The organism is Haloprofundus marisrubri, assembly GCF_001469955.1.
Lineage (GTDB): Archaea > Halobacteriota > Halobacteria > Halobacteriales > Haloferacaceae > Haloprofundus > Haloprofundus marisrubri.
In genome coordinates this window covers 1-26,280 of the sequence record NZ_LOPU01000016.1, presented here as the reverse complement: position 1 = coordinate 26,280, position 26,280 = coordinate 1, and the positions used below count along the sequence as shown (strand labels likewise).

At 64.2% G+C, this 26,280-nt stretch carries 29 protein-coding genes and 1 tRNA gene; 18 read left to right on the top strand and 12 right to left on the bottom strand.

Features of this window, described 5'->3' with window-relative positions; all coding sequences use genetic code 11:
- Positions 1–132: 132 nt before the first annotated feature.
- Together AUR64_RS03115 and ahaH are read right to left on the bottom strand one after the other, a co-directional pair.
- Positions 133–2,355: a V-type ATP synthase subunit I gene (locus AUR64_RS03115; RefSeq protein WP_058580495.1), complete on the bottom strand. Its 2,223-nt coding sequence runs from the start codon at positions 2,353–2,355 to the stop codon at positions 133–135.
- Complete coding sequence (gene ahaH, locus AUR64_RS03110; protein ID WP_058580494.1) at positions 2,342–2,674, bottom strand: ATP synthase archaeal subunit H; 333 nt, start codon at positions 2,672–2,674, stop codon at positions 2,342–2,344. Before ahaH ends, AUR64_RS03115 begins: the two co-directional genes overlap by 14 nt.
- Before the next feature lie 193 nt (positions 2,675–2,867).
- Between ahaH and AUR64_RS03105 the strand changes: the two genes are divergently transcribed.
- A complete protein-coding gene (locus AUR64_RS03105) occupies positions 2,868–3,491 on the top strand; it encodes a methyltransferase domain-containing protein (RefSeq protein WP_058580839.1) in 624 nt (207 codons plus the stop codon).
- Positions 3,492–3,618: 127 nt separating this feature from the next.
- On the opposite strand, the gene AUR64_RS03100 is transcribed toward AUR64_RS03105, so the two are convergent.
- Together AUR64_RS03100 and AUR64_RS03095 are read right to left on the bottom strand one after the other, a co-directional pair.
- Positions 3,619–4,098, bottom strand: a complete 480-nt coding sequence (locus AUR64_RS03100) for a type IV pilin (protein WP_276203527.1) — start codon at positions 4,096–4,098, stop codon at positions 3,619–3,621.
- Between the two features lie 75 nt (positions 4,099–4,173).
- Positions 4,174–5,481 (bottom strand): DUF7096 domain-containing protein, encoded by a 1,308-nt coding sequence (locus tag AUR64_RS03095; protein ID WP_155120498.1) that lies wholly within the window; start codon positions 5,479–5,481, stop codon positions 4,174–4,176.
- 272 nt (positions 5,482–5,753) lie between these two features.
- On the opposite strand from AUR64_RS03095, the gene AUR64_RS03090 reads away from it, so the two are divergent.
- The 5 genes from AUR64_RS03090 (at position 5,754) to AUR64_RS03070 (ending at position 10,478) form a co-directional block, all read left to right on the top strand.
- Positions 5,754–6,899, top strand: coding sequence for a helix-turn-helix transcriptional regulator (locus AUR64_RS03090; protein WP_058580492.1), 1,146 nt, complete (start codon positions 5,754–5,756; stop codon positions 6,897–6,899).
- Positions 6,900–7,009: 110 nt separating this feature from the next.
- Positions 7,010–7,804 (top strand): electron transfer flavoprotein subunit beta/FixA family protein, encoded by a 795-nt coding sequence (locus AUR64_RS03085; protein ID WP_058580837.1) that lies wholly within the window; start codon positions 7,010–7,012, stop codon positions 7,802–7,804.
- Entirely contained in the window at positions 7,801–8,748 is a 948-nt protein-coding gene (locus AUR64_RS03080) for an electron transfer flavoprotein subunit alpha/FixB family protein (RefSeq protein WP_058580491.1), read from the top strand. Before AUR64_RS03085 ends, AUR64_RS03080 begins: the two co-directional genes overlap by 4 nt.
- Positions 8,749–8,800: 52 nt before the next feature.
- A complete protein-coding gene (locus tag AUR64_RS03075; protein WP_058580490.1) occupies positions 8,801–9,514 on the top strand; it encodes a class I SAM-dependent methyltransferase in 714 nt (237 codons plus the stop codon).
- 121 nt (positions 9,515–9,635) lie between these two features.
- On the top strand, positions 9,636–10,478 hold the full coding sequence (locus AUR64_RS03070) for a polyprenyl synthetase family protein (RefSeq protein ID WP_058580489.1): 843 nt from the start codon (positions 9,636–9,638) through the stop codon (positions 10,476–10,478).
- A gap of 42 nt (positions 10,479–10,520) precedes the next feature.
- Here the strand turns inward: AUR64_RS03070 and AUR64_RS03065 are convergent, their stop codons facing one another.
- Complete coding sequence (locus tag AUR64_RS03065; protein WP_058580488.1) at positions 10,521–11,678, bottom strand: DUF373 family protein; 1,158 nt, start codon at positions 11,676–11,678, stop codon at positions 10,521–10,523.
- Positions 11,679–11,894: 216 nt separating this feature from the next.
- Between AUR64_RS03065 and AUR64_RS03060 the strand changes: the two genes are divergently transcribed.
- Positions 11,895–12,890 (top strand): radical SAM protein, encoded by a 996-nt coding sequence (locus tag AUR64_RS03060; protein WP_058580487.1) that lies wholly within the window; start codon positions 11,895–11,897, stop codon positions 12,888–12,890.
- A 156-nt stretch (positions 12,891–13,046) separates the two neighbouring features.
- Here the strand turns inward: AUR64_RS03060 and AUR64_RS03055 are convergent, their stop codons facing one another.
- On the bottom strand, positions 13,047–13,733 hold the full coding sequence (locus tag AUR64_RS03055) for a hypothetical protein (protein ID WP_058580486.1): 687 nt from the start codon (positions 13,731–13,733) through the stop codon (positions 13,047–13,049).
- An 89-nt stretch (positions 13,734–13,822) separates the two neighbouring features.
- On the opposite strand from AUR64_RS03055, the gene AUR64_RS03050 reads away from it, so the two are divergent.
- From AUR64_RS03050 to AUR64_RS03040, 3 genes are all read left to right on the top strand, one after another.
- On the top strand, positions 13,823–14,272 hold the full coding sequence (locus AUR64_RS03050; protein ID WP_058580485.1) for a TRAM domain-containing protein: 450 nt from the start codon (positions 13,823–13,825) through the stop codon (positions 14,270–14,272).
- A 90-nt stretch (positions 14,273–14,362) separates the two neighbouring features.
- Complete coding sequence (locus AUR64_RS03045; RefSeq protein ID WP_058580484.1) at positions 14,363–14,824, top strand: Tfx family DNA-binding protein; 462 nt, start codon at positions 14,363–14,365, stop codon at positions 14,822–14,824.
- 88 nt (positions 14,825–14,912) lie between these two features.
- The gene (locus tag AUR64_RS03040) at positions 14,913–15,320 is read left to right on the top strand and encodes a lipoprotein (RefSeq protein ID WP_155120496.1); all 408 of its coding nucleotides are present in this window, start codon (positions 14,913–14,915) and stop codon (positions 15,318–15,320) included.
- Positions 15,321–15,345: 25 nt separating this feature from the next.
- Here the strand turns inward: AUR64_RS03040 and AUR64_RS03035 are convergent, their stop codons facing one another.
- Entirely contained in the window at positions 15,346–15,831 is a 486-nt protein-coding gene (locus tag AUR64_RS03035; protein ID WP_155120495.1) for a hypothetical protein, read from the bottom strand.
- A gap of 141 nt (positions 15,832–15,972) precedes the next feature.
- Here AUR64_RS03035 and AUR64_RS03030 point away from each other — a divergent pair, with 141 nt between their 5' ends.
- Positions 15,973–16,758 carry an SDR family oxidoreductase gene (locus AUR64_RS03030; protein WP_058580481.1) on the top strand — a complete coding sequence of 262 codons (786 nt, stop codon included), beginning with the start codon at positions 15,973–15,975 and terminating at the stop codon, positions 16,756–16,758.
- Between the two features lie 12 nt (positions 16,759–16,770).
- On the opposite strand, the gene AUR64_RS03025 is transcribed toward AUR64_RS03030, so the two are convergent.
- Both AUR64_RS03025 and AUR64_RS03020 read right to left on the bottom strand, forming a co-directional pair.
- Positions 16,771–17,787 (bottom strand): mannose-1-phosphate guanylyltransferase, encoded by a 1,017-nt coding sequence (locus tag AUR64_RS03025; protein WP_058580480.1) that lies wholly within the window; start codon positions 17,785–17,787, stop codon positions 16,771–16,773.
- 80 nt (positions 17,788–17,867) lie between these two features.
- The gene (locus AUR64_RS03020) at positions 17,868–18,149 is read right to left on the bottom strand and encodes a DUF7091 family protein (RefSeq protein ID WP_058580479.1); all 282 of its coding nucleotides are present in this window, start codon (positions 18,147–18,149) and stop codon (positions 17,868–17,870) included.
- Between the two features lie 321 nt (positions 18,150–18,470).
- Between AUR64_RS03020 and AUR64_RS03015 the strand changes: the two genes are divergently transcribed.
- The 6 genes from AUR64_RS03015 (at position 18,471) to AUR64_RS02995 (ending at position 22,596) form a co-directional block, all read left to right on the top strand.
- Positions 18,471–19,406 (top strand): replication factor A, encoded by a 936-nt coding sequence (locus AUR64_RS03015; protein ID WP_058580478.1) that lies wholly within the window; start codon positions 18,471–18,473, stop codon positions 19,404–19,406.
- Entirely contained in the window at positions 19,407–20,000 is a 594-nt protein-coding gene (locus AUR64_RS03010) for an RPA family protein (RefSeq protein WP_058580477.1), read from the top strand. It abuts the gene before it with no gap.
- Positions 20,001–20,229: 229 nt separating this feature from the next.
- Positions 20,230–20,460, top strand: coding sequence for a hypothetical protein (locus AUR64_RS20380; protein ID WP_155120493.1), 231 nt, complete (start codon positions 20,230–20,232; stop codon positions 20,458–20,460).
- A complete protein-coding gene (locus AUR64_RS03005) occupies positions 20,450–20,659 on the top strand; it encodes a hypothetical protein (protein WP_155120492.1) in 210 nt (69 codons plus the stop codon). The genes AUR64_RS20380 and AUR64_RS03005 overlap by 11 nt, the downstream gene beginning before the upstream one ends.
- 84 nt (positions 20,660–20,743) lie before the next feature.
- The gene (locus AUR64_RS03000) at positions 20,744–22,090 is read left to right on the top strand and encodes a hypothetical protein (RefSeq protein WP_058580475.1); all 1,347 of its coding nucleotides are present in this window, start codon (positions 20,744–20,746) and stop codon (positions 22,088–22,090) included.
- Positions 22,091–22,179: 89 nt separating this feature from the next.
- The gene (locus tag AUR64_RS02995) at positions 22,180–22,596 is read left to right on the top strand and encodes a ribbon-helix-helix protein, CopG family (RefSeq protein ID WP_058580474.1); all 417 of its coding nucleotides are present in this window, start codon (positions 22,180–22,182) and stop codon (positions 22,594–22,596) included.
- Between the two features lie 33 nt (positions 22,597–22,629).
- Here the strand turns inward: AUR64_RS02995 and AUR64_RS02990 are convergent, their stop codons facing one another.
- Positions 22,630–23,085: a DUF5814 domain-containing protein gene (locus tag AUR64_RS02990; RefSeq protein ID WP_058580473.1), complete on the bottom strand. Its 456-nt coding sequence runs from the start codon at positions 23,083–23,085 to the stop codon at positions 22,630–22,632.
- A gap of 137 nt (positions 23,086–23,222) precedes the next feature.
- Here AUR64_RS02990 and AUR64_RS02985 point away from each other — a divergent pair.
- A tRNA-His gene (locus AUR64_RS02985) sits at positions 23,223–23,295 on the top strand.
- A 461-nt stretch (positions 23,296–23,756) separates the two neighbouring features.
- Here the strand turns inward: AUR64_RS02985 and AUR64_RS02975 are convergent.
- Both AUR64_RS02975 and AUR64_RS02970 read right to left on the bottom strand, forming a co-directional pair.
- A complete protein-coding gene (locus AUR64_RS02975) occupies positions 23,757–24,935 on the bottom strand; it encodes a Cdc6/Cdc18 family protein (protein WP_058580471.1) in 1,179 nt (392 codons plus the stop codon).
- Positions 24,936–25,112: 177 nt separating this feature from the next.
- The gene (locus AUR64_RS02970; protein ID WP_058580470.1) at positions 25,113–26,180 is read right to left on the bottom strand and encodes a hypothetical protein; all 1,068 of its coding nucleotides are present in this window, start codon (positions 26,178–26,180) and stop codon (positions 25,113–25,115) included.
- Between the last annotated feature and the right edge of the window lie 100 nt (positions 26,181–26,280).

Genomic DNA, 26,280 nt, shown 5'->3' with positions numbered 1-26,280 from the left:
AACTTCCCAAAGCAGACGGCCAATTCGGCCGCTGTGGCGTTTGCTACTCGCTATCACATGCTGGAGAAAATTGTCGTCAGAAGCGGAGAGAATCGAAACCGAAGCGACCCGAGGTCGGCCGTCCCGACGGGGTCAGTCTTCGGTCGTGTACTTGCGGTCGTAGCCGAACGGTTCGTACTCGCGGCCGCCGCCCTCGTAGAACTTGCCGAAGAACTCGACGTACTCGAGACGCACGGCCTGCAGGCCGGCGCTCGTGATACCGAGCACCAGCACCAGCGCGTGGCCCAAGATGAGCACGACGATGCCGACGAGGAACAGCGCTGCCCCGCCGTGGAACAGGCCGCTGAACATGATGGCCTCCGCGCCGTACTCGTTTGCGGCGTACTCCGGCCCGTAGCTGGTGAGGAAGTGAATCTCACCTTCGTACTGGTACGCACCGAACACGAGCAGGTTGACTGCGAGGGCCATGCCGGCCTTCGCGAGCAGCACTGCGCCGAGACGGGCGTACGACAGCACGTTCACGAGCACGTTGAGGAACTCGACGACCTCCGCGAGGTCGGCGATGGCCAAGAGGACGAGTCCGAGGAAGAACGCACCCAGACCCACCATCCCGACGATAGCCGGGAAGCCGTTGAAGCCGAGTTCGAACATCGCCTGCATATACTGCTGGCTGGACTCCGGCGCAGCACCGCTACCGTCGAACAGCGTGAACAGGAACGCGGGTTTCGCGTCGCCGTAGTGGAGACTGAAAATCCAGACCCACAGGCCGTTCATCATCAGCAGCCACGAACCGCTCTCGAGGACTGCGTGCTTGATGTCGTGGTGTTCGGCGACCTCGAAGAAGTCGAGAATCCACCCGATGTTGAGGTGGATGATGCCGATGAACACGCTCACCACGAGCCAGCCAATAGCCCAGTAGATACCGGCGGGCGAGAGACCTTTCTCCATCGGCGGGTGGCCGCCCCAGATGACCTCGCCGAGCACGTGCAGCCCGAGGAACTCACCGTAGAGGATGCCGAACAGCATCGTGAACCCGCCTGCGAAGAGCGTGATACCGCCCATACTCTTGAACGCCGGGCGGTCCTCGAATCGGGTGTAGAGGAAATACCCGATGGCCGTGTAGAGAATCCCGTACGCGAGGTCGCCAATCATGAACCCGAAGAACACCGGGAACGTCAGGAAGACGAACACCGAGGGGTCGAACTCGCTGTACTTCGGTCGGCTGACCGCGTTGACGAGCACCTCGAACGGCTTGACCGCGCCGGGGTTGTCCTGAACCACCGGTGGGTCGTCGTTCTTCGTGACGACGCTGCCGCCGTCGGCGCGCGCCTCCGGTTCGTCGGAGCCGCCGTCGGCGGCGGTCGGTTCGCCACCGGTGCCGCTCGGCACCTGTTCGCGGCTGACTTCCTCTCCGTCGCTGTTGAAGCTCGCGCGCTCTATCTCCTCGACTTCGACGTGCTGGCCGACGTCGTCGCGGAGCGCGCTGGCGAACTCGGTGTAGCGCTCGGTCGGAATCCAGCCCTCGGCGACGAAGGCGTTCTCCGTCGTCGCGAAGGCCAGCGGCGCTTCGGTCTTCTGGACCTCGATAGAGAGCTGTTCTTCGGCGGCGAGCAGGAAGCCCGCGGCGTCGATTTTGACCTCTTCGAGTTCGTCGTCGACCGTTGCGATGCGCGACTGGAGCTGCTGTTTGCGGTGGCGGAGTTCGCCGACGTACTCCTCGGGGCTCGATTCGGACTCGGGAACCTCGTACGTCGAGAAGTCCGTGCCGACGAGCGCCTCGTCGAGGGCGTCTTCGTTCGTTCTGTCCGCGGGGTACGCGAAGACGGCGAACACGTCGTCGCCCTCGTAGATTTCGAACGAGTCGACGGTGTCGGCGTCGACGAGCGAGCGTTCGACGTCGTCGCGGTTGCCCTCACCGACGGCGACCTGCAGCGTGTCGTATCCCGACAGCAGGTCGAGGTCGATACCGAGGTCCGCGAAGGGTTCGACGGCGTCGATATCCTCTTGGACGGTTCGGAGTTCGTCGCGGAGTTCGTCGCGGCGGTCGTCGAGTTCGTTGACTTCCGCGCGGACCTCCGCGAGTTCGGCCTCCAGCGCCTCGTCGGTGACGATGCGGGTCGGACCCGCGTCGTCGCCGTCGACGTCGAGGATGCTTTCGAGCGAGCGAACGGTCACGAGTTTGTCGGACGCTTCCTCGGCACCCGCAACGGGCGTCCCTTGCGAGAACCCCTCCCAGGAGCCGTCGTAGTCGGAGACGTCGAGCAGGTTCAGCTCGTGTGTCGTCTCGATGACGTCGTCCATGAACCGTTTGGCCCCGGTAACCGAGACCTTGCTCATCTGCTCAGGTCTGAGCATGCACCGCCTCCTCGAACCGCTCTACGGTGTACTCGACCGCCTCCTCGACGTTCGACTGCGCCTCGGCGACGAGTTCCTCGCGGGCGTCTTCACCCTCCTCGATGATAGCCTCGCGCTCGGCCTCGATCTCTTCGCGGGCCTCCGCGAGGCGGCGTTCCTCCATCTCGGACGCCTCCGATTCTGCCTCGGCCCGAATCTGCTCGGCGCGGTCGCGGGCGTCGGAGATCAGTTCGTCACGCTCGCGCTCCGCCTGCGCGATAATGTCGTCGGCGTCGGACTCGGCCGACTTTATCCGTTCGAGAACCTCTGGTCTCGGCATACTCACTAATCGTTGGAAACTTGCACCACCGGCGTATAAGGTGTTTGCGAAAGCCGGTCGCACAGACACGCACGCGACGCGCGTCGACCCACCGTCCGACCCGACGAGTCGACGAACGAATCAGTCCGCCCGCGTGACCCGTCGCGCACGGAGAATCCGCAGGATTATGCCCGCCGAGTCCGAAGCGCCGCTAATGGGTATCCTCGAGGACAAAGGACGGGCGCGGCTGTTCTACAAGTACCTCTCGAAGGTGTACGACCAGGTCAACCCGTTCATCTGGAACGAAGAGATGCGCGCGGAAGCACTCGCGCTGCTCGACATCGAACAGGGTGACCGCGTGCTCGACGTCGGCTGTGGCACCGGATTCGGCACCGAAGGGCTGCTGCAGCACACCGACAACGTCCACGGTATCGACCAGAGCATCCACCAGATGCAGAAGGCGTTCCAGAAGTTCGGCAAACGCGACAAAGTCCGCTTCTACCGCGGCGACGCCGAGCGACTGCCGTTCAAAGACGACAGCTTCGACGTTATCTGGTCGTCCGGTTCTATCGAGTACTGGCCGAACCCCGTCGACGCGCTCGAAGAGTTCCGCCGCGTCGTCAAACCCGGCAACGAGGTACTCGTCGTCGGCCCGAACTACCCGAAGACGACGGTGATGCAGAAGGTCGCCGACTCCATCATGCTGTTTTACGACGAGGAGGAAGCCGACCGGATGTTCGAGGAAGCCGGCTTCGAGGACATCGAACACGTGATGATGGGGCCGTCGTACGACCCCGACATCGCCATCACCACCGTCGCTCGCGCACCCGAGAAGTAGCGCGACGAGCGCTCTGAGACACCTTTTCGCGGATTCGTTGGCATTCGTTGTCGTTGCTTCGTCGGGAGCGGACGCTCGCAGTCGGCGTACGACACGCTCTCTCGCTGCCAACAGCGAGCGACTGTTGCTACCGAACGACCGCCGACAGACGCACGAGCGGTTGACCGTCGTACTGCACGTCGACGCTGACCGACGACCCGACGGTCAGTTCGGGGTCGTTCGTCCCGGCAACGATGACCGATGCCGTCTCACCAGCGGTCCACTCGGCGTCGGCGGCGCTGTTGAACGGCCCCGTCGGCCCGGGGCGAAAGCCACTAGCAGAGAAGAACGGTACCGACGGTTGGTGGTCGAGTGCGACTCCATCGACGCGAACTCGCAGGTCGAGTCGTCGCACGTCGAGCGGTTCTCCGCCACGATGGACGAACCGAAGCGTCTCCTCGGATGCCGTGAGCGACAGCGCCGCACGCGTCCCACCGTCGCCGACACTCTCGGCGTGGTCGAGTGCGAACGCTCCGACGCTGGCGGCGAGACCGACAGAGAGCAAGAGCAACAGCACGACACCGACGACAGGAACCGAAGCGCGGGCGTGGCGAGCGTGAGACGACACGCCACCGAGTGGCCTCGCTATCGGTCATAAGGGTTCGGAACGGGCGCGAGCACGACGAACTGCAGAAAGACGACGCTACGCGTTAGCGACGACGCGGGCGTGTGTCGGTGGTGCGACGAGCGAGTCGGTCGGGTCGCTGACGTTCATCGGGTCCTCGGGCGTGAGTTCGACCGAGACGAAGGAGTTGCCACGAATCGCTTGCACGACGAACTCGTCGCCGGGGGCCGTCGTCCAGAGGACGCCGTTAGCGTTCGTCCGGCCGAGGTACGTCGGTTGTTCGTTGCTGTCGGGCCGGCCGACGCTGATGTTCCCTTGGACGGGGTCGCCGGTCGCCGCGTTGACGAGTTCGATACGGAGCGGACCGCCAGCGTACGTCGGATTAACCCGGAGTTCGAGACCCGAACGCGTGCTGTTGGTCGACTGCGCGACGTAGGCCTCGTCGAGGCGGATGCGCTGGACCTCTCTGAACACCTGTCCGTCGTTGCTGCGGTCGACGTAGGCGGTGAGGTCGCCACCCATGTAGCGCACCTTGCCGACGAAGATGTTGCTGGCTTGAACGCCGGTCGGACTGTTGAACTCGCCGCGTTGCATGATGACCGGATACGCTCGCTCTATCACCTCGGGCAGTTCGCCGACGGTGATTCGGCCGGACGCGCCGGTAGTCCGCTTCGAGGCGTCGTACACTTCGCGGACGTAGACGCCGTCGTCGACCATCGAGAGAACGACGCCGTCGTCGGTCGTCTGGACGTAGGTCCGGGTCGGCGCCACGCCACCGCGGAGTGCGTCGGCGGCGCGCTCTCGAATCGGCCCGCGCATCGTCTGGAGTTCGAGTCGGACCGACCCGACTCGGCCGTCGATGGAGAGGCCGTCGATTTCGTTGGCCGTCCGGGCGAGCATCGTGGCGTTCGACCGAAGTTCGGCCGCCTCGGTGTGGACGTGTGCCAACTGAACCAGAAGTTGGCTCGCCGATATCTCGCCGTCGGTGTGTGCGGCCAGCGCCGCTCGTTCCTCCGCACGGAGGTCGTCGGCACGGATTTCGAGTTCCGTCAGCGTCCGTAGGACTGCCCTGCGTCGCTCGCTTTCGTCGTTTATCGCGGCGAGTCGCTGTGCGGTCGTCCGCGTCCGGAGTTCGGACTGTATTCGCGTGTCACGGACCGACAGCGAGGCGCTCAGGTTCGCGGAGGGCGCGCCGAACGCGGCGACGTCCTCGTCGTCGCTCAGCGTCAAGACACTCGTCTCGTTGTCGATTTCGGCGAGTGCCGGCTCCGAATCGGTGGCGAGCGCCGATGTCGACTCGACGGCCGGTGGTGCGGCGACGACGACACCGGCGACCGACGAGAGCAGCAAGAGGAGGGCAGTGATGGAAGCGGCGAACTGTCTCATCAACGGCGCGTACACAGTCATCATATTAAAACCGGTCGCTGTCGGGATACACGACGAGCGCCCGACAGGAAACCCGTGACGAGCACAGGTAACCGACTCGCGTCGGTGTTCGCACCCCAACCGGAGCGCGCTCGGGTCCGGCGCAGTCGGGGAGATATCGAAAACGAACCGTTCGAACAGCCGTGTTCAGGCCGGTGGACACGTCCTGACGACTGTCTGTCGGACGTTCGATGGAAAGCGTTTTGCCATACCCCCGAGAGTTGACAAACCGTATGCGGTACGTCGCCCTCGTGCTCGCCTTCCTCGTCCTCTCGGCCGGATTTGCACCGCCGGCCGTCGCCGCCACCGTCGCCGGCGCGGACGGCGGAGAGCGAGCGGTCCTCCAGACGGAAGCCCCACCGGACACGCGACTCATCATCGACGTGCAAGGGAGTGGCGACGCCAACTGGTCGGTCGTCACACGCTATCGACTGCAGGGCAACAACAGCACGGCGGCGTTCGAGCAGTACGTTTCGGACCTTCGCACCGACGAAGCCAACGCGACGATAGACGAACGAACCTTCGAGCAGTTCGCGGCACTCTCTTCGGAGGCAACCGGTCGGGAGATGGAGATTCGTAACGTCACCTACGAGGGCACCGTCGAGAACGGAACGGGCACGCTGAACATGACGTTCACGTGGACGAAGTTCGCCGACAGAACGGACCAAGACCTCATCGTCGGCGACGCATTCGAGACGCCGAACGGCGGTACGTGGTTCCCGCGTCTGGAGGCAGGTCAGGAACTCGTCATCCGGACGCCGACGAACTGGGAGATAAACCGGAACTTCCAGGCGACCCGGAACGGTTCGTCGCTCGTCGCCGAGGGGCCTCGGGACCTCACCGACGAGTCCGACACTGGAAACGTCATCTTCGTGTCGTACAAGTATCAGGGGTCGGGGAGAGCTACGCCCGGAGGGGATGCTGAGGGGGACCTCAGAATCATCGCCGGTGTCGGCGCGGTGCTCGTGTTCGCGGCGATGCTCGCGGCCGTCGTCCTCCGCCGTCGGCAGGGATTCGACGACGTCGACGAGAACATCGTCACCGTCGACGGGCCGGAGACACCTCGTACGACCGGCGACGGCGGGTCCGCAACCGTCGCCCCACCACCGGACGACCCCGAAGAGACCGAAGAAGACGACGTCGACCTCTCGCTGCTGTCGGACGGTGAACGCGTCGAACACCTCCTCGAACGCAACGGCGGACGGATGCGACAGTCGAACATCGTCGGCGAAACCGGGTGGTCCGACGCGAAAGTGTCGCAGTTGCTCTCCTCGCTGGCCGACGAGGGACGCGTCGAGAAACTCCGTCTCGGTCGCGAGAACCTGATTTCGCTCCCCGACGAGGGAGACGACAACGGCGAGGGCAGCGACGAGAACTGACCGGTCGGCTTTCCGTTGAACTCGAACCCGAGTACGAATTTGTCACGTGTCGTCACGGTCGCCCCCACGTTCCGAAAACGTTTACCGGCGAGTGGAGGTAGTGGTCGATGATGAAGATTCTCGTAACCGTCAAGGAAGTCGCCGAAGTCGAAGACGACTTCGAAATCGACGGGCTCGGAATCGACGAGGCGTACCTCGAGTACGACCTCAACGAGTGGGACGACTACGCCGTCGAGGAGGCGGTCCAGATAGCAGAGGCCGGCGACGATGTGGAAGTCGTCAGCGTCACCATCGGCCCCGAACGCAGCGAGGAGACGATTCGGATGGCGCTCGCCAAGGGTGCCGACCGCGCGATTCGCGTCTGGGACGACGCCTTCGAGAGCGTCGACCTGCTCGACGTGGCCGCGAAGACGCGTCTGCTCGCCGCCGTCGTCGAAAAGGAAGACCCGGACCTCGTGCTGACGGGCGTGCAGGCCGCCGACGACGGCTTCGGCGCGACGGGCGTCTCCGTCGCCGACGAGGTCGGCTTCGAGTGGGCCGCGGTCGTCAACGAACTGGATTTGGACGCCGACGGCGGCGTCGCCAACGTCCGCCGCGAACTCGAAGGCGGCGTCGAGGAACTCACCGAAGTCGACCTCCCTGCGGTGCTCACCATCCAGACGGGTATCAACGAACCGCGCTACGCGAGTCTTCGAGGAATTCGACAGGCCCAGCGCAAGGAAATCGCGCCGATGAGCCTCGACGACCTCGGGTTCGACGCCTCCGCGCTCGACAGTCCCATCGCCCTCACCGGGATGAGCGAACCCGAAAGCGAATCCGACGCCACTCTCTTCGAGGGTGACGCCGAGGAGACGGCCGCCCAACTTGCTGAAGTCCTGCGGGAGAAGGGGGTGGGCGCACAATGACCGTGCTCGCAATCGCCGACCACCGACGCGGCAGCCTCCGCGACGTGAGCTACGAACTCGTCAGCGCGGGCCGACAGCTCGCCGACGCGACGGGCGGCGACCTCCACGTCGCCGTCATCAGCGGCAACGTCGAGGAGTTCGGAGAGAAACTCAACCTCACGGGCGTCGACACGGTTCACACCGTCGAGAACGGCGAGGAGTTCAACCACGACGTGTACGCCGGCGCGGTCGAAGCGCTCTACGACGAGGTCGACCCGACGGTTCTGTTGATGCCCAACAGCGTCAACGGCCTCGACTACGCACCCGCCGTCGCCAACGCGCTCGACCTGCCGCTCGTTTCGGACGCGGTCGACTTCTCGTACGACGGCGGCCTGACCGCCATCCGCGAGATGTACGGTTCGAAGGTCGAGACGACTATCGAGGTCGACGCCGAACGCGTCGCGGTCACGATTCGCGGCGGCGAGTGGCCCGCCGTCGCCGACACCGGTGACGCCGAGATTTCGGCGTTCGACTACAGCCCCGACGGCGACCTCGGTTCCCGCGTACTCGGGTTCGAGGAAGTCGCCGGCGGCGACGTCGACATCACCGACGCAGACGTCCTCGTTTCGGTCGGCCGCGGTATCGAAGAGGAGGAGAACCTCGAACTCGTCGAGGAACTCGCCGACGCCCTCGGTGCGACGCTCTCGTCGTCGCGGCCTATCGTCGACGCCGGGTGGCTGCCGCCGAACCGACAGGTCGGCCAGTCCGGTAAGGTCGTCACGCCCGACATCTACCTCGCGGTCGGTATCTCCGGGGCGGTCCAGCACGTCGCCGGGATGAAAGGTGCTGACACCATCATCGCCATCAACACCGACCCGAACGCACCCATCTTCGACATCGCCGACTACGGTATCGTCGGCGACCTGTTCGAGGTCGTTCCCGAACTTATCGAGCAGTTCGAGTAACGGACTCGAACTCCAGAACCGCTATTATTCGACTCTACCTCGAGTGAGTCCCATGACCGACGAGCGCTCAGTACTCGACGCCTACGAAGCCCTCGCCGACGAGTTCGCGGCGCGTGCGCCGACGAAACCGTTCAACGCGGACCTCGAACGGCCGTCGACGCGACAGCTGTTTCCGGAACTCGACGGACTGTCCGTTCTCGACGCCGGATGCGGCCCCGGAATCACGACCGAGGAACTGCTCGACGGGGGCGCACACGTCGTCGGACTCGACGTGAGTTCGAAGATGCTCGGTCACGCCAAAGCACGAACCGATAGAGACGCCGCGTTCGTCCGTGCGGACTTGAGTCGGCCGCTCCCGTTCCGTTCGGATACATTCGACCTCGTCCACGCCTCGCTCGCGTTCGATTACGTGGAGGACTGGCAGTCGCTGTTCTCGGAACTCGCGCGGGTCCTTCGTCCCGACGGCTTGGTCGTCTGTTCGGTCCAGCATCCAGTCGCCGAGACACAGCGACTCGACCCCGACGACTACTTCGAGGTCGAAACGGTGACCGAGACGTGGACCGACTTCGGCGACCCTGTAGCGGTACCGTTCCACCGGCGACCGCTCGAAACCCTCCTGAACCCGATACTCGAAGCCGGATTCCGGTTGGAGCGCGTTCGAGAGGCGAAACCGACGAAGCAGTTCCGTGAGAAGCGTCCGGAGGCGTACGAACGAGTGTCAAAAGAACCGACGTTTCTCTGTCTGCGAGCACGACACGACCCGTAGACGGACCGGAGAGAGACGGCCGGTGTGAAACGGTCGGAGAGAGGCGTCGGGAATCGGTCACAGGCGGTGTGTTCTCCGGAATCCGTCACGTACTTGCCTCGTCGCCTCGGAGAATTAGCCAATGGAGTATTTGGAGCGCCGGGTCGAGATGGTCAACGACCGCCTCGAAGCGGTCGTAAAGTCGGTCGAACCCGACGAGTTGGCCGAGCAACTCGGCCACGTCTCGCTCGCGGGCGGCAAACGCGTGCGGCCGACGGTGACGCTCCTCGTCTGTGAGGCCGTCGGTGGCGACCCCGCCGACGCCGTCGACTTCGCCGTCGGCGTCGAACTCGTCCACAACGCCTCGCTCGTCATCGACGACATCATCGACCGCTCGGACCTCCGCCGGGGATCGTCGAGCGCGTGGGCCGAGTACGGCTACGGCCCGGCGATTCTCGCCTCGGACGGGCTGTTAGGCGAGGCGTTCGCGCTGTTCTCCTCGGAGGAACAGGCGATGCAGGTCGTCGCCGAGTCGATGGTCGAACTCGGCGAGGGCGAGGCCACCGAACTCGTCGCCCAACCGACCAACGAGGAGGAGTACATGGAACTCGCGCGACGGAAGACGGGCGCGCTGTTCCGCGCTGCCGCCGAAGTCGGCGCAGTGGCGGGCGGGGCCGACCCCTTCGCCGTCGAATCGTTCGGTGAGTACGCCGAACGCGTCGGCATCGCATTCCAAATCCGCGACGACGTACTGGACGCGACCGCCGACGCCGACGAACTCGGCAAACCCGCCGGACAGGACGAGGTGATGGAACGGCCGTCGCTGGTCCAGATTACCGATTTGACGCCCGAAGAAGCCGACGGCCGGGCGCACGCGCAGTCGCAAGCCGCACTCGACGCACTCGATGCGACCGACGTTCCCGACTCCGCCGCCCGGGAGTATCTCCGTGACCTCGCGGAGTTCGTCGTCGTCCGCGAACGCTGATGTCTCTCTTTTTCTCTCTTCGCTCTCTGTTCTGCGTCCTCTTCACGCCGGTTCCGCGCCGGTCGGGAACTTCGACTCCGCGATGGCGAACGTGAGTGTACTCAAGACGCCGAGAAGCGTCCCTGCGGTGAGCGCCAGCGCCAAATCCGGGAGTGTGAGCGTCCGAACCAGCGCAATCGACTCACCCGTCGGGAACAGTCCCGCGAGGAAAAAGCCCGACAGCGCGTAGAGGACGAGTGCGATGGCGACGACGTAGAACGGCGCGTTGAGGTAACGCCACTTGAACTCGTCGACGAGATACTCGTCGGTCACCTGCCCGAGACTGCTGGTGACGCCCGCCGCAGCGAACCACTGGACCGCACCGTGGACGAACGCTGCGAGTACCGCCGGGACGGTGAGCGAACCGCCGACAGCCCCTTCGACCGCCCGTATGGTCTCGATACCCTGTGCGCCGCCGACCATGATGAGCGCCGCGGCGACGACGTAGGTGATGAGCGTCACCCGGCCCGCGTACAAGATGTTGCGCGCGCGCGCCGCCGCGTCGTCGACGAACCGCTCCAAACCGAGGCCACGAAACAGAACGTACAGTCCCAGTAAAGCCGAGATAAGGCCGAGCACCGTCGCTCCCGCGACGTCGAACAGCGTCGCGATGGTGACGAACGGGTAGATGAGAAGCAGGATGCCGAGTGGAACCAGAATCGTCCCTCTGGTCTCGGGGTCGTCGAGCACCTGCTTGATGGTGTAGTACATCGACTCCAAGTCTTGGGCCTGCCGGACGACGACGCGGCGGACGCTGTCGATGGGGACCCGCGAGCGAATAACTGGAAGCACGGACTCGTCCTGTGCGCCGTCGGTGATGACGACGGCACGGACGTTCTCACCCGTTTGGAGGCTCGCCAACACTTCGTCGACTTCGTCACCGACGGCGCGGTTGGCTTTCACGTCGTTGCCGTTGAGCCCCGTGACGGCGGCGACTTCCACCTCTTCGGCGTCGTCGGGGTCGCCGGCTTCGAACTCGGCGACGAGGTCGTCGTGGACGTGAATCCCCTGAAACAGCACGTTCACGTCCGAGTCCTCGGGGTCCACGGTCGCAAGCGCGACTGCGGCTTCCTCGACGGCGTCTCGGCCGACTACCGGCGTCTTCATACCGGTTTTGCGGCCGAGGTCGTCGTCGAGGTCGACACAGAGGACGAGCAGCATCGTCAGCGGCTACGCCAGCATGCTATATTTGCTTTCGGGAGCGCGGACGCGTTCGCCGGCGTTCGGTCGGTCGGTTATCGCGCTCGTCGTCGTCAACACCCCACCGACTTCTCCCGTCGCGCGACGGGGTCGACGAATGCGAACAGGCGCCACACCCGGGCGAGCGACGAGTCGCACGCCTTTTGACGCTGCGCCGAATAGACGGTTGACAAGCGAATGATTTCGAAGGGCTGCGAACAGTGCGCTATGGGAGGGAAGATGGTACTCTTCGTCTACGGGTACTGCGACCAGCGGGACTGTTTCTACTGCCCTCTCGGCGAGAACAGAAAGAACGTCACCGACGTGTACGCCAACGAGCGACTCGTCGAGGAGGACGAAGATATCATCCAAGAGGCCAAGCGGATGGACGCACTCGGCACCTCTATCACGGGCGGCGAACCCCAAGAGGCGCTCGACAAGACCTGTCGGTACCTCCGCTTGCTGAAAGAGGAGTTCGGCGAGGACCACCACACCCACCTCTACACCGGAATTCCGGGCGGTCGCGAGAACATGCGCCGTCTCTCGGAGGCGGGTCTCGACGAGATTCGGTTCCACCCGCCGTTGGAACTGTGGGGCGACATGCACGGCACCGAGTGGGAGGACATCCTCTACATCGCCCGCGAGGAGGGACTCACCCCCGCCTTCGAGATTCCGGGCATCCGCGCCGAAGAGGAGTTCCTCGAGTTCCTCGACGAGGGTGCGGCGGACTTCTGCAACATCAACGAGTTCGAGATGTCCGACGGCAACTATCGACGAATGCAGGAGGAAGGATACGAACTCCAAGAGGGCCACATGTCGGCCGTCGACGGCTCGAAAGAGGCTATCTTGGACGTGATGGGCGACCACGAACGCGTCTACTTCTGCACCTCGGTGTTCAAAGACGCCGCCCAGCACAGAAACCGCCTGAAGCGGATGGCACGCAACATCCGCCGGGAGTTCGACGAGATAACCGACGACGGCACCCTCGTCTACGGGAAGACGTGGGAACCCGAAGCCAGATTACAGGAACTCGGCGTCCCCGAGGAGTTCTACACGGTGAAATCCGACCACGTCGAACTCGCGTGGTGGCTCCTCGAAGAGATGGTCGAGGAGGGCGACGTAGAGAAAGGCGAAATCGTCGAGCAGTATCCGACCGTCGACGGCACGGTAGTCGAGCGGACGCCGCTGGCGTAGTTGCGAAAGTGTGGTTTTTGGTCCAGATTTTTGCGAGGAGGAGCACGAGCGAAGCGAGTGCGACGACGAAGGAAAAAGGTGGGAGGGCACGGTAGTCGAGCGGACGTCGCTGGCGTAGAGTCGACTCGCCCTCCGGTTTTTCGGCGCACCCGGTTCTCAAGCGTACTCGACCGTCAACGCGTAGTACGCGCTGGGGCCGAACGTCAGCGCCGCCGCGACGACGACCCACTCGTCGAGGGTGACGCCGAGTGCGCTGCCGACGGCGAGCAAGCAGACGCCGGCAGCGACGCCACCGAAGACGAGTAGTCGGCGCGTCGACGGCGAGGGAAGCGCCCCGCGTCGGGCAGCGTACAGTGCGCCGGTGAGCGACACCAGAAGCGCGTCAGCCGTCGCGTACAGCACGGTGTCGGCGAGAAAGCCGACTGCCAAGAGGCCGACGGCGACGACGAAACAGCCGAGGGCCGTCTTCCCAGGCGTGAGTGGGTTCACCGCTGCGCCGTATCGGAGGTAGTAGACGAGTGGCGGCAGGAGCGCCAGAAGTCCCAAGAGGACGCCGAAGGTGAAGCCCGAAAGCGGCGTCGCCGCGCGACTCCCGCCGAGCGTCGCTTCGGCGAGGAGGACGACGCCCACGAGGCCCCCGAGAGCGAGGACGGCCATCGGCGGGAGGACGTTGGTCGGGTCGTCGTCGTGGACGACGCCGTAGGCGACGAACGGGTAGCCGAGGAAGACGGCGACGAGCGTCGACCGGAGCACGTCGCCGGTGAGGACGAGCGAAGAGACGAGAAACGACAGCGAGAGCAACGCTCCGGTAACGAGTGCGAACTCCGGAACGTGGCGGCTCATGTCGGTTCTTTGGAACGGGGCGGCAAAACGGGTTTCGACCCGGTGAGCGATACACAAGCGTTTAGACGGCACCCTGAGTACTCACGCCCATGCCGGACTGTCCACTGGCCGACGATTGCCCGAGTTTCTCAGAGCGAATCCAAGGAATGGGGTGTCAACACTACGGTGACCGCGGCGGTGCCGAGTGGTGTGGCCACTACAGCATGCCTATCCGCGACCTGAAACAGCAACCAGTCAAACCCGGCGAAGAAGTCGTCGTCGAAGTGACCGACATCCACGAGAGCGGTGCCGGTGTCGGGCGCACGGACGACGGGTTCATCGTGATGGTCGACGGCGTGCTTCCGGACGCGCGGGCGCTGGTGAAGATTACGCAGGTGAAGTCGAGTCACGCGCTCGCCGACGAGATAGAGCGCCTGCCGATGGACCCCGAGGAGGAGATGGAGGGAGAACCGAAACCCGAACCGACCAGCAGCGACGACGACGAGGGGCCGAAACGACCCACGGCGCTCGGTAGCCGCGACAACTTCTGGGGTTCGTAACCGACGCTCGCCGCCGCCGCGGCATCCACGGACAGTCCCGACTTTCGCTTTTTCTGTACCCTTTTTCACCACGGCGTTCGACGCACCCGTATGGACGAAGGGGACGTGACCGAGATACTCGAACAGACGGGCTTTGCGCCCGACGAGAGCGTCCTGACGCGTCGGCAGGCGGAGGTGCTCGCGCTACGTGAACGCGGCGTCCGTCAGTCCGACATCGCAGCGTTTCTCGGCACCTCGCGCGCGAACGTCTCCAGCATCGAAGCCAGCGCCCGCGACAACGTCGAAAAAGCCCGCGAGACGGTGGCGTTCGCCGAGGCGCTGACCGCGCCCGTCCGCGTCGAAGTCCCCGAGGGAACCGACCTCTACGACGTGCCGAAAGAGGTGTACGACGCCTGCGACGCCGCCGGCGTGAAGGTGAACCACACCGCGCCCGACCTGATGAAAATCGTCAGCGACGCCGCCGGCGACGCCATCCGCGGGCGCGAAGTTCGGGTGCCCCTTCTCGTCGGCGTAACGAGCGAGGGCGCGGTGAGAGTGCGGCGGTCGACGTAGGCAGGAACGTCCAGAGCCGTTTACCGTCTGATTTCTGCGTAAGGAAACACAGATAGAATAATATAGCCACCTTTCTCAACTACGCCCGATGAAGCGGCGTAGCCTCTTGGGATTGGTAGCCGCATTCGCGCTTGCCGGTTGTTCCTCCAACACCGAGCAGACGATAGAGGTCTCGGGGCTGTTAGCACGGAACGCCGACGACACCGCTCACACCCTCGATATTGAAATCGTCGTCGACGACGAACTGACGTTCGAGGAGTCCGTCAGACTCGATGCTGCGGTGTACGACGGCGACCGTCTCGTCGACGATTCGACGAAAAAATGGCGCGGCGTTGGTTCCGAATCCGAGCGGTATATCCTCCGAACCAGAATCGACGAGAGCGGGTGGTCCGAGACCGACTTGGCCGAGGCAGGGTTTTCCTGCGTCAATGTGGATATCGATATCCGGCTAGGCGGGGAAGAGAGAGTTCTGTACTATCACTGTGAATCCGGTTAAAAGCGTCAACGAGAGTCCCAATCACTCATCCCTCACCAATCTGGCTCACACGCAGACCGGCGTACTTCCCGACTCGAACCTCCGCTGGCGTGCAGGAGCGCGAGAGGTCCCACGTCAACGAGTCCGAAAAGAGTCCAGATTTAGCCTGAATACGATATGTGTTCGAAATAGAGCAAACATCTACGATACTGTACGTCGAGTTCGGCCCGAGGTCGTAGTCAGACGAGGAGAGCAGTTCGTCGGTCGCTGCGTCGAACAGTTCGAGCCGTAGGGGAGCCCAGTCGGATTTCTCGTTGATGATTCGTAGATTGGATTTCGTGGAATCGCCACAGGTGAGAGGGTCTGGTGAGTGCTCGGTCTTGGTCCCCTCGGACTCCTTCGTGTTGCCGCACAGAGAGTCGCCTGCCACTGGAGGGGTGTTAGACGGGTCCGGTTCGCGTCGGCCGACCGAGAGACAACCCGCGAGCAGCGGAGAGACAGCAGCAGTTCGGAGAACTGTTCTTCGTTTCACGATTCCAGATACTGACAGCGTAGGATAAGCTTTCCGTGCGGACAGTCGCACTCAGTCCATAGCTCACTGTTGAAAATCGACGAGAGTGCATGGCTTGCCGACTCGAAAGACGCTTTTGCGTGCACTGTCCTCGCACACCACATGGACCTCGGAGTATCCGGAGACGTAGCACTGGTGACGGCGAGTTCGAGCGGCCTCGGCCACGCGAGCGCCGAATCGTTGGCGAGAGAGGGCGCACACGTCGTCGTCTGCGGCCGCGACGAAGACCGACTCGAAGAGGCGACAGAGGAACTGGAGTCGGTCGGCGACGGCGAGGTGCTCGGAGTACCGGCGGACCTCACCGACCGCGACGACATCGCAGCGCTCGTGGAGGCGACCGTCGACGAGTTCGGCGGACTGGACCACCTCGTCACCTCCGCGGGCGGGCCGCCGAGCGGCAGTTTCGACGACATGTCTTCGGAAGACTGGTACGGCGCGTTCGACCTGCTCGTGATGAGCGCCGTCTGGACCGTCAAAGAAGCCGAACCGCACCTGAAAGAGAGCGACGCCGGGACCATCACCTGCATCACCTCGACGAGTGTCCGCGAGGTCATCGACGACCTCATCCTCTCGAACAGCGTCCGTCGGGGCGTCATCGGCCTCGTGAAGTCGCTCTCGCGGGAGTTCGCTCCCGACGTGCGGGTCAACGCCGTGCTGCCGGGTGCACACGAGACCTCGCGCGTCGAGGAACTCGTCGGAGATGCGGTCGAACGCGGGGACGTCGACAGCTACGAGGAAGGTCTGGAGGGCTGGTCGGACGGCGTTCCGATGGGCCGCATCGGCGACCCCGGAGAACTCGGCGATACTGTTGCATTTCTCGCCAGCGACCGGGCGAGTTTCATCAACGGTGTGGCGCTGCCCGTCGACGGCGGGAAGATGCGGTCCTAAGCGGTCCGAACGTTAGAATCTCTCTTCCTCCTTCAGCGCAGAGACGACCTCCCGCACTCGCTGGGCCTGTTCTTTCGGCATCACCAACACTCGGTCGTCGTAGGCGACGACGGCTAATCCCTCCACGCCGACCACGGAGACGTGTTTGTCGTCGCTGACGACGACGTTGTCCGCGGCGTCGATAGCCAAGAAGTCCCCGAGTGCGACGTTGCCGGCGTCGTCTTCGTCCAACACGCGCTCCAGCGCGTCCCACGACCCCAAGTCGTCCCACTCGAACGCCGCCGAGACGACGGCGGCGTGTTCGGCGCGTTCCATCACCGCGTAATCGACGCTCACGTCGTCGACGGCTGCGAATCCTTCGCTCGCGTTTCCGTCGTCGAGTGCGTCGACGAGCGGTGCGAGTTCCGAGTCGCGGGCGGCCGTGAGGAACGACTCGGGGGTCCACGCGAAGATGCCCGCGTTCCAGAGATAGCCCGATTCGACGTAGTCGGCCGCCGTCTCGCTATCCGGTTTCTCGTGGAACGCCGTGAGTTCGGCGTGTGGTTCCGGTTCGTCTCGCTTCTCGCCGGATTCGATGTAGCCGTATCCAGTTTCTGGGCGAGTGGGCTCGACGCCGAAAGTGACCAGCGCGCCCGTCTCCGCGGCGACGCGAGCGCCCGCGCGGGCGACAGATTCGAAATCCCCAGAAACCGTGTGGTCGCTCGGCAGAACGAGGACGACACAGTCGCCGATTTCTTCGCGGATTCGGTGGGTCGCGTACGTCAGCGCCGGGCCGGTGTCCTTGCCTTTGGGTTCGACGAGCACCGTCGCATCGGGGGCGTGTTCGGATACTTCGTCGGCGAAGTCGTTTCGGGTACAGACGAACAGTTCGTCGGCGAAACTCGCACGCTCGGCGGTCTGTGAGAGCAGCGAGTCGTCGCCGGCGTTCGAGAGCGAGAGAAACTGCTTGGGGCGATGGCTCCGACTGGCGGGGTACAGTCGGGTGCCGGTGCCGCCTGCGAGCACGAGTGCGACGAGCGGTCTGTCCATAGCTCACGAACTCGTGGTGAGGAGAAAACTGCGGCGACAGTGGCGACGGTAACGACTGCGGCGGTGTCGGGAAGCCGAGTTCACCACGTCTCGACGACGCCCGCGCGGACGTCCTCCGCACAGCCCTGACAGTCGGGGTGGTCAGCGTCGAAGCAGGCCGGACGACCCTCCTCGTCGACGACGGTGGCTCTCCGCTCGGCGTAGCGACGGCAGACGAGTTTCGCGCGGCCCTCCTCGTCGGTGGGCAGTTCCTCGGGGATGCCGCCGGACTGTCCCTCGCGGTAGGCACGCTTGGACTCTGCCCACTGTCGACCCGCCTTGCGGACCGTCTGTCGGACGAAGCGTTCGAGACGCGGGTCCATGTGCTCGAATTGTGGTTGCGAAGTAATAACCCTCGTGGAGTCGACGGCGCAGGCTGGTCTGGATGGCGCTTTCGACGGACAGGAGTCACCGGTTCACTTTCGCTCGCGGACACGAGTACCGGCAAGTGTGGCCGAATCGAGGGCTGGAGACGGGCGAAAACGAGCGCCCCGAGCGTCAGACGCGCGTCCGACGTAGACGGGGGAGAGACGGCGTCAAACCCACGTCTTCACTTTCGTCGCGGTGGCGCAACTTTTTATAGGGGTAGGAGCCAACGGACGTATGCCTCTCGTAGGAAACCAAAGAAGAGGCAGTGAGACCACATGACAGATTTGCGTACACACGCAGCGGAGATTGCGGAACAGTTCTCGGACCACCTCGACGTGGACGAAGACGACATCGAAGAGCGACTGGACAACCTCGTCAACGAGTACAAGGTGCCCGTGGACGAAGCGCGCCGAAGCGTCGTCAACCACTACCTCGACGAGGCGGGCCTCGAACGCGACGCGATTCGTGCCGGCGGCGGCGGGAGTCAGGCCGTCGAAGTCTCGGACATCGACGAGGACGAGCAGTGGGTCGACATCACGGTCAAACTCGTCGAACTGTGGGAGCCGCGTAGCGACTCCATCTCGCAGGTCGGCCTGCTCGGCGACGAGTCCGGCACCATCAAGTTCGTCTCCTTCACCACGTCCGAACTTCCGGAACTGAAAGAAGGCTCGGTGTACTCGCTGCAGAACGTCGTCACCGACGAGTACCAAGGTCGGTACTCGGTAAAACTCAACCGGACGACGACCATCACCGAACTCGACGAAGACATCGAAGTCGGCGACGACTCGGTGAGCGTCGAGGGCGCGTTCGTCGACATCCAGAGCGGGTCGGGGCTGATCAAGCGCTGCCCCGAGGAAGGCTGCACGCGCGTGCTCCAGAACGGCCGCTGCTCGGAACACGGCAACGTCGAAGGCGAGTTCGACCTGCGCATCAAAGGCGTCCTCGACAACGGTAACGAAGTGCAGGAGATCATCTTCAACAAGGAGATGACCGAGGAACTCACCGGCATCACGCTGGAGGAAGCCAAACAGATGGCGATGGACGCACTCGACACGACCATCGTCGCCGACGAGATGGCCGAGGACGTGCTCGGACGCTACTACCGCGTCTCCGGGCCGACGCTCGGCCGCTACGTGCTCGTCAACGAGTTCGAACAGCTCACCGGTCCGGTCGACGCCGAGGCCGTGCTCATCAAAGCGAGGTCGATGTAAATGAGTCAATCCGCACCCACCCGCGAAGTCGCCCGCCGCGTCTTCGCTCAAGAGTTCAACGACGCTGCATACACGTTCAAAGAGTCCGACGACGAGCGAGCGCCCGTCTACCTGCTTCTGCCCTCCGGCGCGCAGGCCAACCGCGTGTTCCTCGTCGGTACGCTGACCGAGAAAGAGGACGTCGGCGAGGACAACGAGTACTGGCGGGGCCGCATCGTCGACCCAACGGGGACGTTCTTCGTCTACGCCGGGCAGTATCAGCCCGAGGCGGCGAGCGCCCTGCGCGAACTCGACGCACCTTCGTACGTCTCCATCGTCGGCAAGCCGCGAACGTACGAAACCGACGACGGCACGGTGAACGTCTCGGTCCGCCCCGAATCCATCAGCAAAGTCGACGCCGCGACGCGTGACCGCTGGGTCGTCGAGACGGCCGAGCGCACGCTCGAACGCGTCGACAGATTCGAAGAGGAAGGCAACGAGTACGGCCGGATGGCCCGCGAGCAGTACGACCTGCCGGTCGACAGCTACCGACAGGCCGCCATCGCCGCGCTCCAGAGCCTCGAAACCACCGACGAACTCGAAGTCGAAGCGTAGTCGCTTTCGGCCGACGCCACACGCGACACACCACCGGCGCGCCTCACGCGCGCCACCATCCCCCAACGCGTCGGTTTCAAGTTGCGAGAACTGACGACGAAGTCGCACCGAGAGCCGCGGCTGTAGAAGCACAGAACAGACAGACGAACGCCGCCCGGTACGACGCGAGCGGAAACGCGTCGGGTGTTGCAGCACCCGAACGCCGGGCATCCAATCCACTGAAAGCCCAGTGAGCACTGATAGCCCACTCTCACAAGAAGCTACGGGAACCGAGCAGCGAACGAGCGGCGTCACCGGACCGCACGCCGCCTACGACGAACGCGGTCGCCTCGATTACCGCTACTGGCGCTGCGAGCGCTGCGGATTCGAGAGCGTCGACCCACGCCTTCGGGATGGTTGTTTCCGGTGCGACGCCGAGAACGGCCGGGAAGACGGGGAGGAGAAGCGCGATGCCGACTGACCGCGACTCGCCGAGCGCCGACTGGCGGCGCGTCTACGAGGCAATGGGCGTCGAAACCGCTGAAGACGACGGAGAACACCACCTCGACGACGAGCGAATCGACGCCTACGCCGACGAGGCCGACGCCAAAGACGAGAGCGACGAAGCCAATCGACCGGAGTCAGAGCGCGGCCCGACCCGCCGAGAGGGTCACGCCTGAGTCGAGCGTCTCGGCGTCGAATCTCACTCCCCGCTGACGACGGCCACGCGACTGATACGCCCTCCGAGCGTACCTCCACCTCGAATGCGAACACCTCCAGAGACTCCGGTCGTCGACTCACCCGTCCCCGCTGACTACACGACCGTCGTCGACGCCGCGGACGTCGGAGCCGACACGACAGGCGAACGACCGTTCGACGTCGCCCGGTTTCTCGACGACGACACGCTCGTTCGGTTCTCGCCCGGCAGATATCTGCTCGAACCAGTTCGGAAAGACAGCCTCTCGAACGTGGCGTTGTACGCGCCCGACGGTGCGACGCTGGTCTCGAACGGGTCGGGACTGCACGACGTGCTTCATCTCCGCGACGCGAGCGACGTCCACGTCGAGGGATTCGACCTCGAACAGTCCCCCGAAGCCCCCGCGCGGACGAAACTCGTCGTCGACGGCGGGACGAACAGCCTCCGCGACTACCGCGTCGTCGGCGCGTACGACCCGAACGACGAGTCGGGCGACCACACCCGCAATCAGGCGCTCCTTCTCGAATGCGCCGGCGAGTCGACCGAGTTGCTCGTCGAACGCGTCGACCTCTCCGACGGCGGAATGGCGTCGGCCGTCTTCGTCGACCCGACCCTCGAAGCGAGCGACGACTTCCGCTCGGGTGGGTGCGTCGCGTTCGTCGACTGCCGGATGGAGGGCTGGACCGAAGGACTGTACGCCAGCGCACACGCCGGCCCGCTCGTCGTCCGCGGCGGACGGTACGCGAACAGCAACGTCGCGCAGGTCCGAACCGGCGGGCCGAACGCGCTGGTCGACGGGGTGGAGGTGATGCTCGACAACCCCGAGACGCTGCCGAACGAGTCGACGACGCGTGGCATCTGGGCGCGTGAGGGTGAGTACACTCGTATCGCCGACTGCGACGTGGTCGTCGGCGACGCGTTCGGCGACGAAAACAGCGATTCAGAGGCGATGCCGGGCATCTCGGGCGGCGTTGTCCACGGTGCGAAAGCGGGTCGACTGTGCGTCGAGGCGACGGATATCAGCGTCGACGCCGACGGCGTCAACGCGGTCCGGTCGCTCGCGGCGAAAGACGGCCAGTTTTACGCGCCGTCGATGGTCGAACGCGGCGAGACGGTCGATGCGGCGACGCTGGACCGGCGACTCGAACTGGTGGATGTGACGATTCGCGGCGACGCCGCGGGCGTTGGGAAGTTCGGACGCATGGCCGTCGATATCCGGAACCGCCGGCACGACTCGACAGTTCGAAACTGCGAGATTCGACAGTCAGGTCGCGAACGCGACGGGGTGCGCGTCGTCGCCGCCGACCGTGTCAGCGTCGTCGACTCGACCGTCGACGTGACGGGCGCGCAGTTCGACGTCGACGACCGAAGCGCCGAGACGTTCGTCCAGTCGGCCGTCAGCGGCGGTCAGTGAGATGCTGGTTCGAAGACGTGACGTACAGCCGAACGGACTGGTTGCTCGTCTGACGAACGATTAAGTAGCACGAAGCCCGAACCCCTGCCATGGGCAACAAGAACAAGACGATCTCGTTTCGCGTCAACGAGGACGCATTCGAGACCCTCCGCGAAATCGCCGAGGAGCGGGACATCTCGCTGTCGGCGGTGTTCCGTGACTACGTAGACACGCTCGTTGCCCACGACGGCCAAGTACGCGTCGTCCCCGAAGACGAGTTAGAACGGAGTCACGACGACGCGACGACGGGGTTCCCACCGACAGTCGAGGTACCGAAGAGCTTCATCCGCGAGCACGAGCGTCTCGAACTGGAGGCCGAACACCTTCGCGAGCAACTCGAAGAACACAAGCGCTACGTCAACTACCTCCGCGAGCAACTCGAAGAACTCGACGGCAACGACGACGACGTCATCCAACTGGAGGAACTCGACGGCGACCGCGACGACCAACCGTTCCGTCTCGGCTGAGTACTCCGGAGTTTTCTCTCTTCTCGTCTCTCGTTACCGCGTCAGCGACCGCTTCGCCTCGGCGGATTTCTGCTGCATCTCTTGGTTGCCGTCGACAGCGGCGAGCGACTCGACGGCTTCGAGCGTCCGCACCGACTGGTCGAGAAACGAGAGCACGTCGCCGGGGTACGCGTACAGCATGTAGTCGTCGGTCATCACGTCGACGATGGCGTCGGGACCCAGCCCTTGCGCGCGGAGGTCGAGCAGATAGCTGACGAACTTGCGTTCGGGATGGCCGCAGTAGGGGTTGGTGTCGCAGTCGCAGTCCAGAAAGTCTTGGGCGAAATCCAGCACGCGCTCGCGGGTCGCCTCGTCGAGTTTTTCGAGGCCGTCGCCGGTGTACAACACGTCGAGCGTCGCGCCCTTGAACGCGCCTTTCGGGATGCTCGTCTCCAGTTGGGAGGCGATTTGGCGGTGGTTCTTCAGGTAGATTTTGTCCGTGATGGCCACTGTTGGGCGACGATAGACGGGTCGGCCCCAAAAGCGTCTCGCCTCTCTGGGCGAGGAAACCGTGCGCCCTGTCGCCGGATGCCACTCTCAGGCAAGTCGTAACGTATTTGAATCACAGCGGAGTACGATTGGGTGTGTCCGGGTTGGGGTAGTGGACCATCCTTCAGCCTTGTGGAGGCTGAGACGCGGGTTCGATTCTCGCACCTGGACCTTCTTCCGAGCGTTTCACCGTGAGCGTGTGCTCGCGCCAGCGAGCATCGCGAACGAACACTAAGCGAGAAGAGGTCACGTCGAAGAGAATCGAATCAGAGAGTGAAGCGAACGGAGTGAGCGAAACGACCGTGGTTCGATTCTCGCACCCGGACGTTCTTCCGAGCACTTCATCGTGAGCGTGTGCTCGCGCCAGCGAGCATCGCGAACGAACACTAAGCGAGAAGAGGTCACGTCGAAGAGAATCGAATCAGAGAGTGAAGCGAACGGAGTGAGCGAAACGACCGTAGTTCGATTCTCGCACCCGGACGTTCTTCCGAGCGCTTCATCGTGAGCGTGTGCTCGCGTCAACGAGCACCGCGAGCGAAAACTGAGCGAGGAGAAGTCGTACCCACCGTCCTCAGCGTGTTTCCCGGAGAGCGTGTACTCGGACAGTCGTTTCACCGTGCCCGACGGGACACTCACCGCTCCGGGTCGTTTCTCGCTCGAATCTCGTGCAGTCGGTCGAATACGCGGGTCGGAAACCGAGGTTCGACACGACTCGACGGTCGGCCGATGCCGTCGTCGTCCTCGTTTCTCACCCGTTGAACGATGCCGACCTCCGCGAGTTCGTAGAGAAACCGTTTGATTGTCGCCTCCGAGAGGTCGACCGTCGACGACGCCGCAATCGCCGTCGCCGCCGCCGTCACCGACCGCCGCTGGTCGTCGTCGAGCGTGAGAAGCGCGACGAGAACCTGCTGACGGTTACGCGGAAGCGCGAGCACGCGGCCGAGCGAGACACACTGCCACGGTACTTCGTCCATCGAGGCTTCGACGTCCTCGTCGGCGACGCGTTCGCGGCCGTTCTCGCGAGCGGTGTCGACCGCACCGAACACCGCCGCGAGTGCGTCGTGAGCGTCGCCGTCGGCCCACTCGGCCACACGCCGCAACTGCTCGTGCGTCATCGTGTCGTTGGCGAGGCCCAGAGACGTACGGCGGGCCAACAGGTCGACCAGTTGATGTCGCTCGTACTGGGGAAAGGCGACCAACCGGTCGGGCGAAGCTGTCTCTCCTGTCGGTTCGGATTGGCTGGCCGTGAGCAGCGAGACAGCGTCACCGAACGGTTCGAACAACTGTTGGACCGCGGCAACGCTGAGGGTCCCCGGTTCGTCGACGTGGTCGACGGCGACGACGACGCCGTCGTCGAGAAGTTCCGAGAGACGGTCACAGAGCGCGTCGGTGCTGATTCCCTGCTTCGGGACCGACTCCTCGACGAGTTCGTCGACGACGCTCCGGTAGAGTGCGAAATCGGTCGGTGCCTCGCGGGCGTCGATGTAGACGAACGCCGGAAGTCGGACGGGTTCCGCACGCGTCGTCGTGAGAATCGCAGAGCGCGAGTGCCGGGTGAGTTCGGAGAGTTGTGCAAACAGCGCCGTCAGAACGGCCGACTTGCCGGAACCCTTCGGTCCGTGGATGTGTGTTGTCGGAGGGAGGTCTCCCTCGAACACGGGGTCGAGAACGTCCAGTAGCTGTTCGAGTATCTGCCCTCGGTCGGTCGGCTCGGCTACGTGAAACACCGGACTGAGCGGTTCGTAGTCCGAGACGAGTCCACGCTCCGGTTCGGAGCGTCGGCGTCGGTCGATTCGTTCCTTGATATCCATCTGTCGTCGGTCGCGTTCGTAATCGAGGGCTGTCGTGGTGTTTCGTCTGCGGGTCAACGTTACTAAACCGAACCGATTCAGGGTCTCGTCCGGGAGAACGGGAGTGCGTTCGGTGTCAGTGCCGTCGAAACCGACCCGACGAAACGTCGTGTCGAGTCGGCTCTACGGATATGCGGTTCAGAGGCCCAGATACCCCGAGGTGGGGATGAGGCCGACGAGGTAGAGCACGCCGATGATGAACATGAACAGCGCAATCGCCATCGCCGGTGGGTCGACGTGTGTTCCGGAGTGCGAGTAGAACACCCGCTGGGTGGCCTCACCGAAGAGACCGCACACCGCACCGAAGACGCCGGCCACGACGAGAGCGGCGACCGGTCCACCGACCATCTCGGTTGCGATGACGGCACCGACCGCTCCCAGCAACGTGATGTGGTGAGTGACGGGAATCTTCTCGACGCCGAGATTGAGAAAGAGCAGACTCATCGCGGAGAACGCGTAGCCCAAGAATATGCTCCCCGTTTGGAGCCAGATGAAGCCTCCGAGTACTCCGCCGACGACGCCGATGACGGTGACACCGCTCCATTTGTACTGGTGGGGGAGCCACGGTTCGGTCGCCATCTGCGACTGTTCGGCCCCGCCGTCAGGGAGCGGACGAGTTTCGCCCCGCTCGAACGGCCCCATGTCGAACAGCGAGCTGCCACCGGGAGAGCCAATCAGCGGGTAGCTGAAGACGAGGCGGGCGAGCAACGCGGACAGAAACACCGTCAGCGCGATGCTGTCGGTCGGGACACCGAGACCGGCGATGAGTTGGTTGAGAACCATCCCGATAACGCCGAAGACCGCACCGACCGCGAGGATGTCGGGTTTCGTCCCGTACGCCGCGGTGATGACTTTTCCGGGGTGGTAGTCCCATCCGGCCGGTTCCATCTCCGGGTATCGCTTGCCGACGTACGCGGATGCGGCGACACCGCCAGCGAAAGCGATGTGTGGGCCGAACACCATGCCGAACCCGATAGCACCCGTTATGTCGAGAAACGCCGAATCGATGACGCCGCGCGAGACGAGTTCCGACTGTAGGACGTTGAGGCCTTCACCGAGAAACACGGCGAAACCAGTGAAGATGAACGCTGGGAGCGCACCGAGCGCCGCGCCGAACGCGCCGCCGGCGAGCGCCGCGATAGCGAGCACGAGGAACTCCCCGACGGAGACGTCGATAATCGGAAGCTGCAGGAACACCGACTCCATCGCTTAGGCCTCCCGCGCCCAGTCGCGCGAACGCTTGACCGCTTCCTGCCAGCGTCCGTGGCGGTGTTCGACGTTCTTGCCGTCCTCGGCTTCGAACTCG